The sequence below is a fragment of the Streptomyces sp. NPDC001508 genome (genome assembly GCF_040298665.1).
Taxonomy (GTDB): Bacteria; Actinomycetota; Actinomycetes; order Streptomycetales; family Streptomycetaceae; genus Streptomyces.
In genome coordinates this window covers 176,632-194,580 of the sequence record NZ_JBEPAP010000002.1, presented here as the reverse complement: position 1 = coordinate 194,580, position 17,949 = coordinate 176,632, and the positions used below count along the sequence as shown (strand labels likewise).

14 protein-coding genes and 2 pseudogenes are annotated in these 17,949 nt (G+C 74.1%); 8 read left to right on the top strand and 8 right to left on the bottom strand.

What is annotated here, in order from left to right:
- Positions 1 to 100 precede the first annotated feature (100 nt).
- Both ABT245_RS03055 and ABT245_RS03050 read right to left on the bottom strand, forming a co-directional pair.
- The gene (locus tag ABT245_RS03055) at positions 101 to 1,015 is read right to left on the bottom strand and encodes an isocitrate lyase/PEP mutase family protein (RefSeq protein ID WP_351728001.1); all 915 of its coding nucleotides are present in this window, start codon (positions 1,013 to 1,015) and stop codon (positions 101 to 103) included.
- A gap of 212 nt (positions 1,016 to 1,227) precedes the next feature.
- Positions 1,228 to 2,235: a helix-turn-helix transcriptional regulator gene (locus ABT245_RS03050; RefSeq protein WP_351727999.1), complete on the bottom strand. Its 1,008-nt coding sequence runs from the start codon at positions 2,233 to 2,235 to the stop codon at positions 1,228 to 1,230.
- Positions 2,236 to 2,327: 92 nt separating this feature from the next.
- Here ABT245_RS03050 and ABT245_RS03045 point away from each other — a divergent pair, with 92 nt between their 5' ends.
- Entirely contained in the window at positions 2,328 to 2,726 is a 399-nt protein-coding gene (locus ABT245_RS03045; protein ID WP_351727998.1) for a VOC family protein, read from the top strand.
- Positions 2,727 to 2,930: 204 nt separating this feature from the next.
- On the opposite strand, the pseudogene ABT245_RS03040 reads toward ABT245_RS03045, so the two are convergent.
- Positions 2,931 to 3,863, bottom strand: a pseudogene (locus ABT245_RS03040) (AraC family transcriptional regulator); the annotation flags it as partial.
- A gap of 271 nt (positions 3,864 to 4,134) precedes the next feature.
- On the opposite strand from ABT245_RS03040, the gene ABT245_RS03035 reads away from it, so the two are divergent.
- Both ABT245_RS03035 and mmuM read left to right on the top strand, forming a co-directional pair.
- Positions 4,135 to 4,563: a pyridoxamine 5'-phosphate oxidase family protein gene (locus ABT245_RS03035; protein ID WP_351727997.1), complete on the top strand. Its 429-nt coding sequence runs from the start codon at positions 4,135 to 4,137 to the stop codon at positions 4,561 to 4,563.
- A gap of 415 nt (positions 4,564 to 4,978) precedes the next feature.
- Positions 4,979 to 5,905 carry a homocysteine S-methyltransferase gene (gene mmuM, locus ABT245_RS03030; protein WP_351727996.1) on the top strand — a complete coding sequence of 309 codons (927 nt, stop codon included), beginning with the start codon at positions 4,979 to 4,981 and terminating at the stop codon, positions 5,903 to 5,905.
- Positions 5,906 to 6,858: 953 nt separating this feature from the next.
- On the opposite strand, the gene ABT245_RS03025 is transcribed toward mmuM, so the two are convergent.
- On the bottom strand, positions 6,859 to 8,427 hold the full coding sequence (locus ABT245_RS03025) for a carboxylesterase/lipase family protein (RefSeq protein ID WP_351727995.1): 1,569 nt from the start codon (positions 8,425 to 8,427) through the stop codon (positions 6,859 to 6,861).
- A gap of 121 nt (positions 8,428 to 8,548) precedes the next feature.
- Between ABT245_RS03025 and ABT245_RS03020 the strand changes: the two are divergent.
- Positions 8,549 to 8,701 (top strand): annotated as a pseudogene (locus ABT245_RS03020) (LacI family DNA-binding transcriptional regulator); the annotation flags it as partial.
- A 256-nt stretch (positions 8,702 to 8,957) separates the two neighbouring features.
- Here the strand turns inward: ABT245_RS03020 and ABT245_RS03015 are convergent.
- Complete coding sequence (locus ABT245_RS03015) at positions 8,958 to 9,215, bottom strand: hypothetical protein (protein ID WP_351727994.1); 258 nt, start codon at positions 9,213 to 9,215, stop codon at positions 8,958 to 8,960.
- On the bottom strand, positions 9,212 to 10,075 hold the full coding sequence (locus ABT245_RS03010; protein WP_351727992.1) for an isocitrate lyase/PEP mutase family protein: 864 nt from the start codon (positions 10,073 to 10,075) through the stop codon (positions 9,212 to 9,214). Before ABT245_RS03010 ends, ABT245_RS03015 begins: the two co-directional genes overlap by 4 nt.
- A gap of 252 nt (positions 10,076 to 10,327) precedes the next feature.
- Here ABT245_RS03010 and ABT245_RS03005 point away from each other — a divergent pair, with 252 nt between their 5' ends.
- A complete protein-coding gene (locus ABT245_RS03005) occupies positions 10,328 to 10,729 on the top strand; it encodes a VOC family protein (protein WP_351727990.1) in 402 nt (133 codons plus the stop codon).
- Here ABT245_RS03005 and ABT245_RS03000 read toward each other — a convergent pair.
- Both ABT245_RS03000 and ABT245_RS02995 read right to left on the bottom strand, forming a co-directional pair.
- Entirely contained in the window at positions 10,712 to 11,398 is a 687-nt protein-coding gene (locus ABT245_RS03000) for a helix-turn-helix domain-containing protein (RefSeq protein ID WP_351727989.1), read from the bottom strand. The two genes, ABT245_RS03005 and ABT245_RS03000, sit on opposite strands and share 18 nt — an antisense overlap.
- A gap of 469 nt (positions 11,399 to 11,867) precedes the next feature.
- Positions 11,868 to 13,022 carry a YihY/virulence factor BrkB family protein gene (locus ABT245_RS02995; RefSeq protein WP_351727987.1) on the bottom strand — a complete coding sequence of 385 codons (1,155 nt, stop codon included), beginning with the start codon at positions 13,020 to 13,022 and terminating at the stop codon, positions 11,868 to 11,870.
- A 140-nt stretch (positions 13,023 to 13,162) separates the two neighbouring features.
- Here ABT245_RS02995 and ABT245_RS02990 point away from each other — a divergent pair, with 140 nt between their 5' ends.
- From ABT245_RS02990 to ABT245_RS02980, 3 genes are all read left to right on the top strand, one after another.
- Positions 13,163 to 14,800, top strand: coding sequence for an acyl-CoA dehydrogenase family protein (locus ABT245_RS02990; protein ID WP_351727986.1), 1,638 nt, complete (start codon positions 13,163 to 13,165; stop codon positions 14,798 to 14,800).
- A gap of 283 nt (positions 14,801 to 15,083) precedes the next feature.
- Complete coding sequence (locus ABT245_RS02985; RefSeq protein ID WP_351727985.1) at positions 15,084 to 16,361, top strand: GAF domain-containing protein; 1,278 nt, start codon at positions 15,084 to 15,086, stop codon at positions 16,359 to 16,361.
- 244 nt (positions 16,362 to 16,605) lie between these two features.
- Complete coding sequence (locus ABT245_RS02980) at positions 16,606 to 17,940, top strand: hypothetical protein (protein ID WP_351727983.1); 1,335 nt, start codon at positions 16,606 to 16,608, stop codon at positions 17,938 to 17,940.
- The last annotated feature ends 9 nt before the right edge of the window (positions 17,941 to 17,949 follow it).

Genomic DNA, 17,949 nt, shown 5'->3' with positions numbered 1-17,949 from the left:
GGTCTGATACCCAGCAAAGCACCCACCGTACCAGCGCGCGCCGGGCGGTTCAGTGCCCTCGCTCTCATCCGGCCGCGGCTGCGGAGCGGGCCGTCGCGTCTCATTCCGGTCCCCGCTCCAGCGCCTGTACGTCGTCGTACGAGGGCGTCGTACCGCGCGGGGCGCGCCCGCCCGCGATGTCGGCCATGGCGTCCAGGGCTGCGCCCAGCGCCCTGCGGTACAGCAGCGAACCGAGGCTGATCCGGCGTACGCCCAGGTCGGCGAGGTGGGGGACGGTGGGTCCGGTGGGCGAGTACAGGATGTTCAGGGGGACGTCGAGGTGCCGTACCAGGGCGGCGATCTCGTCAGCGTCGCTCAGGCCGGGCACGAACACGCCGTCCGCGCCCGCCCGTTGGTAGACATCCAGCCGCTTTCCTGTTCCCTGCCCGTCGCCCAGCCAGTAGGTGTCGGTCCGTGCGTTGACGAAGAGGCCGGGGGCGGCGGACTTGACGGCGGTGATCTTCGCGGCGTGCCGGTCCATGGGTCCGAGCCCGTCCTCCAGGTTGATGCCGACGGCCCCCACGGCCCACAACTGCCGTGCCAGCTCGGCCACTTCGTCGGGGTCGTCGCTGAAGCCGCCCTCCGCGTCGACGGAGAGCAGAAACGGCTCGGTACCGAGCGTCAGGGCGAGTCGGAGGGTGTGGTCGCGGGTCGCCGCCGCGCCGTCGGGCAGCCCGGCCGCCGCGGCGACACCGAGGCTCGTCGTGCCGATCGCCGCGAACCCGCGTGCGGCGAGGGCGGCGGCGGAGGCGTGGTCCCAGGCGTTGGGCAGCAGCAGGGGCGCACCCGGACGACGGTGCAGCTCGCCGAAGGACCGGGCCACTGCCGGCACCGTGTCCGGTGCGGTCACCGGTGCCGCTTCCCGTCCGGCGTCCTGTGCCGCTTCCCGTCCGGCGTCCTGTGCCGCTTCCCGTCCGGCGTCCTGTGCCGCTTCCCGTCCGGCGTTCTGTGCCGTTTCCCGTGCGATGTCGCTCATACGGCCGACGCTAGACCCGTGTCTCTTCGGCACCGGCCGAAAGGTCGTCCAGCTCTCCGGGCGGGCGGGACCGTGAGCGGGGTGGGCGACAGCATCATCGGGGAGGCCCTGCCGCTGATCGCGGTAGGGGTGCCGGACGCCGGCTCGACCGCCGCACGGGTCCGGACCATGTGCCGTGCCGCACGGGTCTGGTCGGCGGCTGTCCGGCCCGGTCAGGCCGGTGGTCGTCCGCCGTCGCCGCGGGCGTGGCGGGCGAGGCGGTCGGCGAACGCGCCGACGAGGTCGCGCAGTTCGGCGGGGCGCTCGATGACGAACGGCCGGTCGAGCGCGGCGAGCACCGGCGGCAGCCAGTCGAGGCGCTCCGCCCGCACCTCGACGCGTCGCCAGCGCTCGGCCGCTCGGTCCTCGCACGCCGCGGGCGCCTGCTCCACGAGGCGTGCGACGCCGGCTGGGAGGCGGGCGCGGATCTGCTCGACCGTGCCGTGGATCCGCAGGGTCACCTCGTGTCGGTACTCGGCCGTGGCGAACCCCGACAGCATGCGCTGCGCCGGACCGGGGCCCGTGGGCGCCTCGAACGAGCCGGGCAGGGTTCGCGCGTCCGCGATGCGATCGAGGCGGAAGGTCCGGTCCTCGCCGATCCCGGGGTCCGTGCCCGTGACGTACCACCGGCCCGCGTGGGCGACGATGCCGTACGCGTGCAGCGTGCGCTCGGTGCGCCGGCCGTGGCCGTCGGTGTATCTGAGCGAAACCGGCCTGCGGTGGCGCACCGCGTCGGCGAGGGTGAGCAGGACCCCGGCGTCCGGGCCGACGTCCGGGCCGGGCCGATCCGTGAAGTCGAGGGATTCCAGGAGCGTGTCGAGCCGGCCCGCCAGGTGCTTGGGCAGCACCCGCCGGATCTTGGCCGAAGCCGTCTCGCTCGCTGTGCGCTGTGTCGTCGTCAGCCCCGCCCGGCGGCCGGCGACCAGGCCGAGCAGCACGGCCAGCGCCTCGTCGTCGCTGAGCATGAGCGGCGGCAGCCGGTACCCGGGGGCGAGACGGTATCCGCCGTAGCGGCCGCGCACCGACTCCACGGGCACGTCGAGTTCGGTCAGCTGGTTCACGTACCGCCGCACGGTGCGCCCGTCGACGCCGAGCCGATCGGCGAGTTCGGCCACCGTCCGGGTACCGCCGGACTGCAGCAGTTCCAGGAGCGTCAGCACGCGTCCGGTGGGTCGAGGCATTTACGCACCCTAACGCGGATACCGGACTGGTTCTGTCCCCTATTTCTTCTAGCCTGCGAGGCCCGAGAACTTCATCAGCCGAGGAGATCACCATGGATTTCGTCTCGATCCGCATCATCACCGGCGACGTGGCGCGCCTCGTCGCCTTCTACGAGCGGGCCACGGGGGTGCGAGCGGCATGGGCCACGGAGGACTTCGCCGAACTGCGGACCCCGAAGGCCACCCTCGCGATCGCGAGCACCCGCACCGTCCCGCTGTTCGCGCCGGGCTCGGCCCGCCCGGCGGACAACAACAGCGTGATCACCGAGTTCCTCGTCGACGACGTGGACCGCGTGTACCGGAACCTGGGCGACGTCGTCGCCGACGTCGTCACCGAGCCCACCACGATGCCCTGGGGCAACCGCTCACTGCTGTTCCGCGACCCCGACGGCAACCTCGTCAACTTCTTCACCCCCGTCACCCCGGCAGCCGTCGAGAAGTTCGCCCGCTGACACCGGCCGCGCCCGGTGCGGCGACATCGGTCAGCTCCGCGCGGCGCGCCCGGCCGCCGGGGAGACGGTGGTCGCAGGGCGCCCGGCCGCCGAAGAGGCGGTGGTCGCGGCGCGCCCGGCCGCCGGGGAGACGGTGGTCGCAGGGCGCCCGGCCGGCGGGGAGACGGTAGTCGCAGGGCGCCCGGCCGCCGGGTAGACGGTGGTCGCGGTGCGGCGGAACTCGCTCGGGTTGATGCCCCGGACCCGTTTGAAGGCCGCGCTGAACCCGAACGGGTCGGAGTAGCCCACGGTGCGGGCGATGTCCGCGACGGTCGCGGCCTCCCGCTCGACCAGAAGATCGGCCGCGAGCGTCATGCGCCAGCGGGTGAGATAGGTCAGCGGCGGTTCGCCCACCAGGTCGGCGAACCGCTTGGCCAGCGTCGAACGCGACACCCCGGTGCGCTCGGCCAGCGCGGTGACCGTCCATGGTGCCGCCGGTTCGGCGTGCAGCAGACGCAGCGCGTCGCCGACCACCGGGTCCCGCTGGGCGGCCCACCAGACCGGGGGCTCACCGCCGGGCCGGTCGAACCACTCCCGCAGTGTGCAGACCAGCATCCAGTCCAGCAACCGGTCGAGTACGACCTGCCGGCCCGGTGCGTCGACGGCGACCTCGGCGGCGAGATGGTCCAGCACGGGGTCGGCCGTGCCCCCGGCGTCCACGCGCAGCACGACGGGCAGCGCGTCCAGCAGTCGGCGGCTGATCTCGCCGCGCACCGGATAGGCGCCGACGATCAGGGTCGTCGCACCGGGGCCGGCAGCGGCGTCCCCACCGGGGTCGTGCCAGCCGCGTCGGTGCCGGGTCCCGCCCTGCTCGGGCGTCGCGCAGTGCTCGCCGCACGCGACCGGTTCGGCCCGGGTGCCGACCTCGTCGACGAAGGTGAACGTCGCGGGGCCGCGCACGACGATCGTCTCGCGGGCGCGCAGCGGCTCGGGCGGACCGTGCTCCGGCACGATCCAGCCCGCTCCGGTCGGCACGGTGCACAGGGTCAGCGGCGCGCCGTCCACGAAGTGCAGTGCCCAGGGCGGGGACAGGGTCGAACTGCCGAACAACGAGCCGTGGGCCCGCACCCCACGGATCAGATCACTGAACACGTCCACCTCAGCGAGGTTAGACGCACACACAGGCGATCCGGCTTCTCACCTATGGGATCGTCCGAGCGGACCGGGTTCAATCGGCGTCATGAGCAACGACACCGCTGTCGTCCTCGGCGCGACGGGGGTTGCTTGCCGCTACGACGGATGGTCTCGCCATCGTGCTGGGACGGGCGCCCCGGGCCTTCGAGGACTACGCCGTGCGGGTCGCGGCGGCAAAAGCCTGGCGGCGATGACCGTCCGCGGAACCGTTTCCCCCATCATCGGAAGGACTGTGATGAGCACCGACGCCGGTTCGCTGACCGCCCAGGACCTCGAATTCCTCCGACGCCCCCTGTACGGCTTCCTGTCGGTGGCCGCGGGGCCGCTGCCGCCACAGCCCCGCCCGGTGTGGTTCGAGGCCACGGCCGAGGGCACGATCCAGTTGTTCACGGCCCCGGACTCGGTCAAGGTGCGGCGTCTGCGCCGCGACCCCCGCGCCTCGCTCGTCGTCGCCGCCCCGGTGGGCGAACGCGAGCGCTGGCTGTCGGTCGCGGGCCGCACCACGCTGGACGGCGACGGAGCCCACGATCTATGCGCCCGCCTTGCCGCCCGCTACTGGGACCTCACCGACCCGGTCCGCGCCGATGAACTCGCCGCAATCCTGGCCGCGGACCAGGTACGTCTCACCATCCACCCGGAATCCATAAGCCGCTACGTGCATTGAAACGGTGCGGGAGGAAACCGGGGTCGCCGGCCTGGGACGCCCCGGTTCCGGTCGGGGCGCCCCAGGGCTTCATCCCGCCCGCGCGGCGCCCCCGGGCACCAGACGCCGGGCGAGAAGCTCATCGCGGACCAAGGCCGGCGCAGCCGGTCGCGCCGTGCCTGCCCGTCGCTCGCGTGGGCGGGCGCCGCCGACAGGGCGTGCTCGGGGTGTGTACGGCCGGTACGGCGATGCGCAGACCGCTGATGCGTCTCACTGCACTCCCCTCCGTCACGGCGACAGGTCCGGCGGCTGGACCGTACCGCTCTCGACAAGCGCTTTCTAGACTACGTCGTCGGTCATGTGCCCGACGGGCGGCCCGGCCTGCTCCCTGAAACGCCGCTGCCGGCTGGTGTGCGGCATCGGTTAGCGTCGGGGCATGAGCAGCGACAGCACACCCCCGCTCGCCGCGGCGCTGCGCGCCGGAGCGGTCGTGCTCGACGGCGGCATGTCCAATCAGCTGGAGTCCGCGGGGCACGACCTGGGGGACGCGCTGTGGTCGGCGCGGCTGCTGGCCGAGCGGCCCGAGGCGGTCACCGAGGCGCACCTCGCCTACTTCAGGGCGGGCGCGAACGTGGCGATCACCGCCTCCTACCAGGCCACCTTCGAGGGCTTCGCACGGCGTGGGATCGGCCGGGAGGAGGCGGCCCGGCTGCTCGCGCTGAGCGTGGAGCTGGCCCGGGACGCCGCGCGGCGCGCCCGCGCCGAGGGGATCACGCGTCCGCTGTGGGTGGCCGCGTCGGCGGGGCCGTACGGCGCGATGCTCGCGGACGGCTCCGAGTACCGGGGCCGGTACGGGCTGAGCGTGGCGGAGCTGGAGCGCTTCCACCGGGCACGCCTGGAGGTGCTGGCCGGCGCCGCCCCCGACGTGCTGGCCCTGGAGACCGTTCCGGACGCCGATGAGGCGGCCGCCCTGCTGCGGGCGGTGCGCGGGCTCGGCGTGCCCGCCTGGCTGTCGTACACCGTGGACGGGGACCGCACCCGGGCCGGGCAGCCGTTGGCGGAGGCGTTCGCCCCGGCCGCGGACGCCGACGAGGTGATCGCGGTCGGCGTGAACTGCTGCGCCCCCAAGGACGTCGGCCGGGCGGTCCGGATCGCCGCGCGGGTCACCGGCAAGCCGGTCGTCGCCTACCCCAACAGCGGCGAGTCCTGGGACGCCGCGGCCCACGCCTGGGACGGCCGCGCCGGCTTCCGGGCCGAGCAGGTCGCGGAGTGGCGGGAGGAGGGCGCCCGGCTGATCGGCGGCTGCTGCCGGGTGGGACCACGGACCATCACGACGATCGCCCGCACCCTCACCCCCGCCTGAGCCCCCCACACACACCCACCCACCGACGGACTCAGGCGCAACCTGTACCCGCCCCACCCCCGCCAGTCCCATCACACCACCACAGGCGCCCCCGCCAGTTCCAGCACCACTGCGCACACCCCGCCCCGCCGATCCCTCCGCCGCGACACACGCCACCCCGCCAGTCCCAGCACAACCACGCGCACCCATCCCGGCCAGTCCCAGCCCCACCCGCACACATCACCCCCGCCAGTTCCAGCACCACTGCGCACCCTGTCCGCCATCAGATCCAGCGCAACCCCGCACACCCCGCCCCCGCCAGTCCCAGCGCCATCCCGCACACGTCGCCCCGCCAGTCCCAGCACCATCCCGCACACCTCGCCCCGCCAGTCCCAGCACCACCCCGCACACGCCGCCCCGCCGATCCCCCACCGCGACACGCAGCCCACCCCGCCGGTCCCAGCACAACCACACGCACCCATCCCGGCCAGTCCCAGCCCCACTGCACACCCCGGTCCGCCATCAGATCCAGCACAACGCCGCACACCTCGCCTCCGCCAGTCTCAGCAAGCACACCACCACAGGCGCGCCCGCCAGTCCCAGCGCCATCCCGCGCACGTCGCCCCGCCAGTCCCAGCACCATCCCGCACACCTCGCCCCGCCAGTCCCAGCACCACCCCGCACACGCCGCCCCGCCGATCCCCCACCGCGACACGCAGCCCACCCCGCCGGTCCCAGCACAACCACACGCACCCATCCCGGCCAGTCCCAGCCCCACTGCACACCCCGGTCCGCCATCAGATCCAGCGCAACCCCGCACACTCCCCCCTGCCGGTCCCAGCACAACCACGCGCACCCATCCCGGCCAGTCCCAGCCCCACTGCACACCCCGTCCGCCATCAGATCCAGCGCAACCCCGCACACTCCCCCCCGCCGGTCCCAGCGCAGCCACGCGCACCCGGTCGGCGTCGGGCTCAGCGCGGGTGTGCGCGCATCGTGCGGCGCAGTCGGCGTACCGCGGAGGCCACTTCCGTGCCGCGCACGGACGCCGCACCACCGACGGGGACGGACTCACGGACGTCACCGGCCGTCCACAGGGCCAGTTCGCGATCACGGGGACCGTACGCGGTGTACGGATCGCCGTCCCCGAAGACCCGCACCGGGTGACGGTCGTCCCAGGCCCGCCACCCGGGATCACCGCCGGCGGCGAACCGTACCCAGGCTCCGTGCATCGCGTCGCACAGTTCCCGCGGGCCGCCCTCGCCCGCCAGCTTCCGTGACTCGGGGTTGTCCCCGGTGTCGAAGACGAAGCCCAGTTCGAGGGCGTGGCAGGCGCCGAGGTCGGGCAGGTTGGAGGGCCAGGCGAACTCGTAGACGTGGCAGGAGCCGGGACGGGAGTCGGCCAGCCGGTGCAGCGGGCGGCGCAGCAGGTGGTCGGTGACCAACTGGCCGACGATCTCGGCGGTGCGGGCCTCGGGGTGCAGGGCGCGGTAGCCGCGCGGCACCTCGTGGCCGCAGTGGCAGCGGGCCATCGCGCCGGCCAGCGCGACCGGTCCGAGCCGGTCCACGTGGTCCATCAGTCCGCCGGGGACCAGCCACAGCCGGTACTCGTCGCGGGTCCAGCCGAGGAGCAGGTCGATGTCGCGCGCGGCGTGCCCCTCGGTCAGCGCCTCCAGCGGGTCACGCGGCACGAGGTCGCCGTCGACGACGATGCCGAAGGCGGGGCCGCCCAGGACGGGGCTGCTCAGCCGGCCCACCTCGGCCTGGGTACGCAGCAGCAGGTCCCGGTCGACGGCGGCGAAGGCCTCGGCCGTGGCGGGGATCTTCAGCCGGGTGGCCATGCGGCGCACCATGCGCCGTACCTTGTCCCGCTCGGCGGCCTCCGGCGGCCCGCTCTGCAGGACCGCCCGCCGCACCAGACCCTGGGTCTGCGGCGCGGCGATCAGCGCGCCGATGCTGATCGCCCCCGCCGACTGTCCGGCCAGGGTGATCCGGTCGGGGTCGCCGCCGAAGGCCGCGATCGAGGCGTGCACCCATTGCAGCGCGGCCAGTTGGTCGCGCAGTCCGGCGTTGGCGGGCGCGTCCGGGAACAGTCCGTACCCTTCGACGCCGAGCCGGTAGTTGAGGGAGACGAGGACGATGCCGTCGCGGGCGAAGGTGTGTCCGTCGTAGACGGGCACGGCGGCGGAGCCCCTGGTCAGGGCGCCGCCGTGCAGCCACACCAGGACCGGGAGACGGGCGCCGGGGCCGGGCTCGGGGGTCCATACGTTGAGGTTGAGGCAGTCGTCGCCGGGCACCTCCGGGTCGGACAGGTAGTGCGCGAACGCCTCCGAGTACGGCGGTTTCGGCGCGGTCGGCCCGAAGGCTCCCGCGTCCCGCACGCCGTCCCAGGGTGCGGGCGGCTCGGGCGGGCGGAACCGGCGGGGCCCGAAGGGCGGGGCCGCGTACGGGATGCCGCGGAACACCGCGACGCCGCGCTCGTATCTGCCGCGTACCGCCCCGTACGGCGTGGTGACCACGGGGCCCGCCTGGTCTGCTGTCATCCGCCCACCAGCTCCTCCCGCCGCGCGCTTGCACCGGTGACATCAGAGCACTCCATCGTCCGCCGGTATTCCGGGGCCGCGCAGTGCCCGGAGGGCTGTTCGGCGTACGCCGGGGTGGAGGGTGGCGCGCGAGGCGGGCGTGCCGGTGCCGACCGCGTCGGCGGTGGTCGACGGCCGCGAGGACGTGGCGCCGGAGACCCGCCGCCGGGTGAGCGAGGCCCTGGACCGGCTCGGCTCCCCGGCCGGGCCGTTCCCCGCACCGCCCCGCGCGCCCGGCGGTCCACTCGGCGGCGCGACCGATGTCGGTACGGCCGGGGCCCCGGGCTCCTCGCCGGTCGGGGCCCGGCCACGCGCCCGTGGTGTCTCGGTGGCCGGTCGGGGCGGCAAGCCGTGGGCGAATCGCTCTGCGGACGGGAGCGGGCAGCGGCTCGCCGCCGGCCGCTCGGAGAACGGTCCGCTGCGCAGCTGCGGCCGGGCGCCCTCGGGCGGGGGCCCTCGGACGTCCGGCCGTCGGCTCGGGCGGGGGCGGGTCAGTCCTCGTCGTCCGCGTCGCCCTCGCCCATGAGGGCCTGGATGGCGTCGACGGCGCTGCCGTCATGATCGCTGCCCGCGGTGCCGTGGCCGGTCTGGAGGTTCCCCGTGCGGTCGACCTCCAGGATCGAGTCGGACCGCGAGTTGTCGAGGACGGTGATCAGGCCCCCGTCCGCGACCGCGGGCGTGGCCGCGGCCCCGAGCAGCGCCGCGGCGACCACCGTCGCCGCGCGCAGCACGGGCAGGGCAGGCGTCATACGCCCACGCTCTCGGGCATCAGCCGGTCCCGGGCGATGTTCTGCTCCAGCAGCCGGGTGGACGCCTTGACGCCGACCCCGCTCGCCGCGTCCACCTCGGCCAACCGGCCGTCCGCCGCCTTGAGTTCGGTGAGCGCGGCGTCCATCGCCTCGTGGGCCGCGAACAGACACGGCGTGCTGTAGATCGCGACGTCCACGCCGAGGTCGGTCAGCTCGCCCAGCGACAGCCGGGGCGACTTGCCGCCCGCGATCTGGTTGAACAGCAGCGGCTTGTCGCCGACGACCTCGCGGATCCGGCGGATCCACGCCACGCTGCGCACCCCGTCGACCAGCACCACGTCGGCGTCGGTGGCGGCGAGCCGCTCGGCCCGGTGCAGGATGTCGTGCTCGTCGGTGGCGTCCGTACGGGCCACCACGACCAGGTCCTGGCGGGTCGCCAGCACCTTCTCCAGCTTCTCCAGGTACTCCTCCAGGGGCAGTACCTGCTTGCCGTCGGCGTGGCCGCAGCGCCGCGGGCGCTTCTGGTCCTCGAGGATCACCCCGGAGGCGCCGATCCGCTCCAGACCCTCGACGACGTGGCAGGCGACCTCGGGGTCGACGTAGCCGTCGTCGATGTCCACCAGCAGGTGGTGGTGCGGGAACGCGCCCCGCAGCCGCTGGACGAACGCGACCATGTCGGGCCAGGCGATGAACCCGATGTCCGGCAGGCCGTAGTACGAGGCCGCGAAGCCGAAGCCGGAGACGAACATCCCGTCGTAGTGCTTCGCCGCGATCGACGCCGAGTACATGTCGTACACGCCGATCAGTGGAGTGGTCTCCGGCGCGGCGATCCGCTCGCGCAGTTTCTTCCCATGGGTCACGGTCTGACTTCTTCCCGTAGGGGGTGGTTCCTTTACCAGGACAAGAGGATGTCTATGGGTTCACGTGACCTTCACCGTGCACGCGCTTTACTCACTCCATCGGCGTAAGCGGTTCACCGGAGAAACGTCACTGGTCACCATCGGCACGGGCCACCGCACGGCCCGCCGCTCTCGTCCCGTCTCGGCCCCGGCGCCCGGAGAGGTGTCCGATTCGTTCAAGACCGGGGGCCGCGCCCCGCCTACGGTGACGGCATGACTCCACGATTCGCCGTGATCGGCGTGGTCGCCTCCGACCTGGCCGCCTCGCTCGCCTTCTACCGCCGTCTCGGTCTTGACTTCCCCGCGGGAGCCGAGGAGCAGCCGCACGTCGAGGCGGAGCTGCCCGGCGGACTGGCCCTCGCCCTGGACACCGAGGAGACCGTCCGCTCCTTCCACCCCGGATGGCGCCCGCCGGCCGACGGGGGCCGGGTCGCGCTCGCCTTCCGGTGCGCCTCGCCGGCCGAGGTGGACGCCGTGTACCAGGACCTGGTGGACGCCGGGTACCACGGAGAGTTGAAGCCGTGGGACGCCTTCTGGGGACAGCGGTACGCCACCGTGCACGACCCCGACGGCAACGGTGTCGACCTGTTCGCGCCGCTACCCGCCGCCGAGTAGCCGCCCCAGCGGCATCCCCGCCAACTCCCGTACGTCCCGGGACAGATGGGGCTGGTCGGCATAGCCGGCCCGGATCGCGGTCTCGGCGAGCGGCACCCCGGACCGGGCCAGCCGCAGGGCCCGTTGCAGGCGCAGCACGCGGGCCAGCGTCTTCGGTCCGTAGCCGAAGGCGTTGCGGCTGCGGCGGTGCAACTGGCGGGCGCCGATGCCGAGTTCGTCGGCGGTGGCGGCCACCGGACGGCCCGCTTCCAGCGCCTCGACCAGGCGGGTCACCCAGTGCTCGGGGGGCGCCAGGTCCGCCGCCCGTTCCAGGGCGAGGTCCTCCAGCGCCGTCACCGGGTCGGCCGCCGCGTCGACGCGGGCGGTCAGGCGGCGCACCTGCGCGGCGGGCCACAGGTCGGCCAACTCCATCCGCTGGTCGCGCAGTTCGTGTGCGGGCACACCGAAGAACGCGGGCGCCGTGCCCGGCCGGAAGCGGAGGCCGGCCCAGCGGCGGGCCGGGCCATGGGACAGGTACGCACGGGTGTCCGGGCCCGCGACCAGCAGCCGGCCCTCGTTCCACAGCAGGTCCATGCAGCCGTCCGGCAGCACAGGCCGGCCGGCGGCGCCGTCCGGGGTGATGTGCCACACCACCGCGCCGGTCAGCCGGGCCGCCCGCTCCTCGTACACGCGGGTCAGATTACGCCGCCCGCCCCCGGCGCCCCTACGGGCCGACCCCGTACGCCCGTTCGAAGGCGGTGGCCAGGGGGGCGAAGCCCCCGACGCCGGGCACCGCTTCCAGCACGACCCGCCGCCCGCGACACCCCCGGGCACGGAGAAACTTCCCAGCCGCACGCCATCCCCAGGGGTATCCAGGGCCGGTCACCGACACCGGGACCGGGCCTGAACGGGGCGCCACCCGCGTGACACCGCCAGGCTCGGGAAAACCCCAGCCGCGGGGCAGCCAGGACGAGATTCGGGGGTGGGGGCGTTCAGGGCGTGATGAAACTGCGGTGGCGGCGCGGCCCCAGGCCCAGGCGTGGAGGGGATCAGGGCCGGTCACCGGCACCGGGACCGGGCCTGAACGGCCCCGCCGGGGTCGGGGAGGTCACCGGACGTAGGGGTAGCCGGGGGCGAAGTCCGTGGCGTGGGGGGCGCGTTACTTGTCCGGCGGGGAGGTGGGCTCGTTCGGCTTTGTCTGGGGGGTGTTCTTGGGGTGGGTGCGCAGGCGCGCGGTCACGTCTTCCGGGGGCAGGAAGCGGGACCAGCGTTCGGGGAACTCGGACGGCATGTCGGGGTCGTCCGGGTCGTCGGGATCCCCGACGGCGGCGGCCCTGGCCACGTACTCGGCGACCTGGGCCTCGCGCTGCCGCTCGTTGGCGGCGCGGGCCGCGGCCGTGGCGGCGGCCGGCCAGACCCGGTCGATCGCGGCGTTCACGGCGGCGCCGACGAGCACCGCGAACGCCGACACCCCGACCCACAACAGGACCGCCACCGCGGCGGCCAGGGAGCCGTAGATGGTGGCGCCCTCGATCGTGTGCGTCAGATAGATGCGCAGCAGGAAGCTGCCGAGGACCCACATCGCGAGGGCCACCAGCGCACCGGGCACATCCTCGATCCACGGCGAGCGCACGGGCACGGAGACGTGGTACAGGGTCGTCAGGAAGGCGATCGACAGCACGATCACGACGGGCCAGTACAGGACCTGCACCACCGTCTCCGACCAGGGCACGATCCGCACCACCGCGTCCGGCCCGGCCACCATCAGCGGCAGCGCCACCGAGCCGATCAGCAGCGCGACGATGAACAGCAGGAACGCCATCAGCCGGGTCCGGACGATGCCCCGGACGCCGTCGAGGCCGTACATCACGGTGATCGTGTCGATGAAGACGTTCACCGCGCGGGAGCCGGACCACAGCGCGAACAGGAAGCCGATGGAGATGACGTCGGGCCGGCCGCCCTGCATCACGTCGTGCAGGATCGGCTCGGCGATCTCCTTGACGCCCTTGTCCGACAGGACCGTGCGGGAGGCGTCCAGCAGATTGGTCTCCAGGCTCTGGATGGTGTCGGCGCCGGTCCAGTCGTCGACGTAGCCGAGCAGTCCGATCAGGCTCAGCAGCAGCGGCGGCACCGACAGCAGCGTGAAGAACGCCGCCTCGGCCGCCAGGCCCAGGATGCGGTACTCCAGGCATGAGTTGACGGTGTCCTTGAGCAGCAGCCAGGCGGTCCTCCGCTTGGAGACGTTCCGGTAGAGGGCGCGTGCCCGGTGGAGGCGCCCAGAAGGCCGCTCGGAGATATCACTTGCTGGCTGCACGAGCCAAAGGTATCCGCCGTGCCGCGTCGCACTCACCTTCCGGGGTCCGGCCGGGGCGGCCGACGGCCGGGCAGGACCTCGGGCGCCGTCCTTGTGTCACTGTGGTGCCCTCCGCCGTCGTCCCGGATAGGTTCGCAGACATGGCAGGCACTACCACCCACACCGTGACGAACCAGCCTCCGCCGCTGGTCGGCTACGACCTGTTCACCGCGGACCGCGCCCTCACGGAGGCGGTCGAGCGGCACACCGACCCCGCCCTGCTCGACGAGGTGCGCGCCGAACTGTCCGCGCTCGGCCGGTCCGCCGGCTCGGTCCAGGTGCAGGAGTGGGCGACGCAGGCGAACGAGAACCCGCCGCGGCTGCGCACCCACGACCGCTACGGCCACCGGATCGACGAGGTCGACTTCCACCCGGCCTGGCACCGGCTGCTGGGCAAGGGGATCTCCGCGGGGCTGACCACCGCCTGGGTCCGCCCGGCCGGACATGTACGACGGGCCGCCGGGTTCCTGGTCTGGACCCAGGCGGAGGCCGGCACCTGCTGTCCGCTGTCCATGACCCATGCCGCGGTGCCCGCGCTGCGCGCCGATCCCGCGCTCGCGGCGGAGTGGGAACCCCGGCTGACGTGCACGGTCTACGAGCGCGAGCTGCGGCCGGCCGGGGAGAAGCCCGGCGCCGTCTTCGGCATGGGGATGACCGAGAAGCAGGGCGGCAGCGACGTACGGGCCAACACGACGCGGGCCCGGCCGCTCGCCGAGGCCGGGACGTACGAGCTGACCGGGCACAAGTGGTTCTGCTCGGCGCCCATGTCCGACGGCTTCCTGGTGCTGGCGCAGGCCCCGCAGGGTCCGACCTGCTTCCTCGTCCCGCGGGTGCTGGCGGACGGCGGCCGCAACGTCTTCCTCCTCCAGCGACTCAAGGACAAGCTCGGCAACCGGTCGAACGCGTCCGCGGAGGTCGAGTTCGCGGGGACCTGGGCGCGCCGGGTGGGCGAGGAGGGGCGGGGGGTGGCGACGATCATCGAGATGGTCGCCGCGACCCGGATCGACTGCGTGCTCGGCTCGGCGGGGCTGATGCGGCAGGCGGTGGCCCAGGCGGTGCACCACTGCGCGCACCGCGAGGCCTTCGGCGGCAAGCTGGTCGACAAGCCGCTGATGCGCAATGTGCTGGCCGACCTCGCCCTGGAGTCGGAGGCGGCGACGGCGCTCGGGCTGCGGCTGGCCGCCGCCTGTGACGACGGGGGCGAGCAGGAGCGGGCGCTGCTGCGGCTCGCGGTGCCGGCCGCCAAGTACTGGGTGACCAAGCGGTGTGCGCCGGTGGTGGTGGAGGCGGCCGAGTGCCTGGGCGGCAACGGCTATGTCGAGGAGTCGGGGCTGCCCCGGCTGGTGCGCGAGTCGCCGCTCAACTCCGTGTGGGAGGGCGCCGGGAACGTGCAGGCGCTGGACGTGCTGCGGGCGCTCGCCCGCGAACCGCAGGCGCTGGACGCCTTCCTGCTGGAGGTGGGCCGGGCGCGCGGCGCGGACCAGCGGCTGGACGGGGCGGTGAAGGACCTGCTGACCGAACTCGGCGACCTGGAGAGCGCGGAGGGGCGGGCGCGGCGGCTGGTGGAGCGGATGGCGCTGGTGCTCCAGGGGTCGCTGCTGGTCCGGTACGCGCCGCCCGAGGTCGCCGACACGTTCTGCGCGTCGCGGCTGGGCGGCGACTGGGGCTCCGCCTTCGGGACCCTGCCGCCCTCGCTGGACCTGGCGGCGGTGGTGGACCGGGCGCGGCCGCGGTCCTGAGCGGCGGGCACGCGACGCGGGGGTGGTGCTGCGCCGACACGGCACCACCCCCGTCTCGGGCCCGTCAGGGGCCACGAGCGCCGCTCCGGGCGACGCACCTCAAGTTTTGGCCACCCTCCGGCCGATCACCAGGGTTGCAGGGGGTTGCAACTCGTCGGCGGCTGTGCGCGGAGGGTATGCGTCCGGCACGAGCGAACCGGCAGTATGGGAAACGGCAGCCGGATCGGAGACGAACGCCCGGATGACCTGCCGACGATCGCTCGATGCTTGCGGGAGGATCCCAGTGGCGCACCCGCCGATGACCGTGGCCCAGCTCGCCGCCGTGGACGCCGCGCAGGCTGCGCGGTTGCTCAACGAGGTGCGCGAGGCCACGCTGACGGGCCGGCGTGCGCGGCTCGCGCCCCGGCCGGTGATCGAGCAGTCCTGGGGGCGGATGCTGCGCGGCGGTGTCGACCCGGAGATCGGCTTCAGGCCGGAGCCGCTCAGCCGCGACGAGGTGCGGTCCCGACGGGAGGGGTCACCGCTCGCGCAGGTCCTGCCGGTGCTGCGCGAGGGGCTGCTTTCGGCCGTGGACAACGCCCAGCACATCATGGTGGTCGCGGACGCGGACGGCCGGGTGCTGTGGCGCGAGGGGTCCGCGTCGGTGCTGCGCAAGGCCGACGGTCTCGGTTTCGACCTGGGTGCCGACTGGCGGGAGGACGTCGTCGGCACCAACGGCGTGGGCACCCCGGCGGTGGTGGGCCGGCCCGTGCAGGTGTTCGCCGCCGAGCACTTCGTCCGCACGCATACCTCCTGGACCTGTGCGGGTGCCCCGATCACCGATCCGCGGGACGGCCGGCTGCTCGGGGTGGTGGATGTCAGCGGCCCGCTGGAGACCATGCATCCGGCCACGCTGGCGTGGGTCGCCTCGGTGGCGAAGCTGGCCGAGGCACGGCTGCGGGAGCAGCATCACGGGTCGCTGGAGCGGCTGCGCGCGGTGGCGGCGCCGGTGCTCGCGCGGCTGGCCGAGCGGGCCCTGGTAGTGGACGGGAACGGCTGGACGGCGGCGGTCACGGGGATGCCGTACACCCGGCGGGTGGCGCTGCCCAAGTCACTGACGGCGGGGCGGCGCTGGCTGCCGGGGCTCGGCGCCTGCCTGGTGGAACCGCTGGCCGGGGGCTGGCTGGTGCGCACGGTCGACGAGCAGCCGTCGCCCGCGGCGACCCGGGTGGTGCTGGATCTGGCGCGGCCGCACCGCCGGTCGGTGACGGTGTCCGCGGGTGCTTCCTCCTGGTCGCGGGAACTGAGTCTGCGGCACGCCGAGTTGCTCTATCTGCTGGCGGTGCGCCGGGACGGGCGCAGCGCGGCGGACCTGGCCGAGGACGTGTTCGGCGATCCGTCCCGCACGGTGACGGTGCGCGCGGAGCTGTCGCGGATACGACGCTATCTCGGGGCGCTCCTGTGCCATCGGCCGTATCGTTTCTGCGAGGACACCGAGGTCGAGCTGCTACTCCCGGACCAGAGCCGCGACCTGCTGCCGCACTCCACGGCCCCGGCGGTCACGGCGGCACGCGGGCGGTGAACGCGGGCGCGGGCGGTGAACGCGGGCGCGGGCGGTGAACGCGGGCGCGGGCGGTGAAAGGGTACGGCCAGTGGCATATGCGGCGCATCCGATTCGGCAGATCCGGCGGTATCTTCCGCATATTTGCAGGGTCTTCGGCCGCAGCGGCCCGCTCCTGCCGTAGCATCCCCCTACGGGCTTCCCCACCTGCTCCTCGGTCAACGTACGGACCATCAGGCGCAGTTGGCCCGTCTCGGGAGGAACTATGAAGCATCGCGGCAGACATCGCCGACGCAGGCGGGGCCAGGCGCTGCGCGGGGTCCTGGCCGGGGCCGCGCTCGCCCTCACCGCGGCCGCCACCCTGATCAGCGCCTCGCAGGCCACGGTCGCCGGCGACCCGGGCGCGCTCAAGCCGCTGGCCTCCGCCGCCGACACCGCGAAGCTGCGGCTCCAGGAGCGCCCGGTGCCGCGCCGGACCCTGGACCGGCTGGCCTCCGCGATGGGCCGCCCGGTCGGCGTCGACGCCGTCCTCAGGAGCGCGGACCGCAGGCTGCGCACCGCGGCCGAGTGCCCGGCCGACGACCGGGACACGCTGCCGGTCGCGCCGTCACCCCGGCACGCGTACTGCTGGGATCCCGCCGACACCGCCGTACGGGACTGGCGGACCGCTTCGGTGACCACCTCGGCGGACACGGACGACGACGGGCGGTGGGGCAAGCACCGCGTACTGCTCGCGGGCGCGACGCACAGCACCACGGATGGGCCGGCCGCCGACCGGGGCCTGGCCCGGGTCGCCTTCGTGGACGCCGACGACCCGGCCCGGCCCGCCTACCGCTGGGTGCTGCTCGTGGTGCCCACCGCCGACGGCCGCGACTACCGGGGCCTGTCCTCGCGGGTCTCCGGCATGGTCTGGTACCAGGACAAACTGCTGGTCACCACGGCCACCGACAGCACCGAAGCGCTCTATGTGTACGACCTGAACCGGATCCAGCGCAGCACGGTCGACGGCACGGCGATCGGCCGCGTACCGGGCGGCTGGTCGGCCGACGGCCACCGGTATGTGATGCCCGCCGTCGCCGCCTACCGCTACCCGGCGGGGCGGTGCACCGCTACCGGCTCCCCGTGCCCGGGCACGATCTCCCTGGACCGCGGCACGGCGCCGGACAGTCTGGTCGTCGGCGAGGAGACCGCCGCCGGCGGCGACCGGCGGGCCCGGCTGTGGCGCTACTCGTTCAGTTCCGCCCCGGCCCGCAGCGGACTGCTCGCCACCGATGCCGCGGGACACGCGGACGCGGTGGAGGCGTACACGACTCGGGCCGCCGGTATCCGCGGGGTGCTGTCCTACCGGCCGCCGGGCTCGGCCCGCACCGCCTGGTACCTCGGACACCCGCCCGGCGACCTGGACGGCCACGGCAGCCTGTGGCGCCAGGACATCACGGGGGCGCGCGCGGCGCGCTGCGGCTCGGACGCGGCGCACCACTGCTGGGCGGAGCACGCCGGGTCGCTGTCCTACGCGCAGCCGACCGGCGAGGTGTGGTCGGTGACCGACCGGATGCTCTTCGCCGTCCCGCTCGCCTCCATCGACAGGTCGCTGGGTTAGATGATTCGC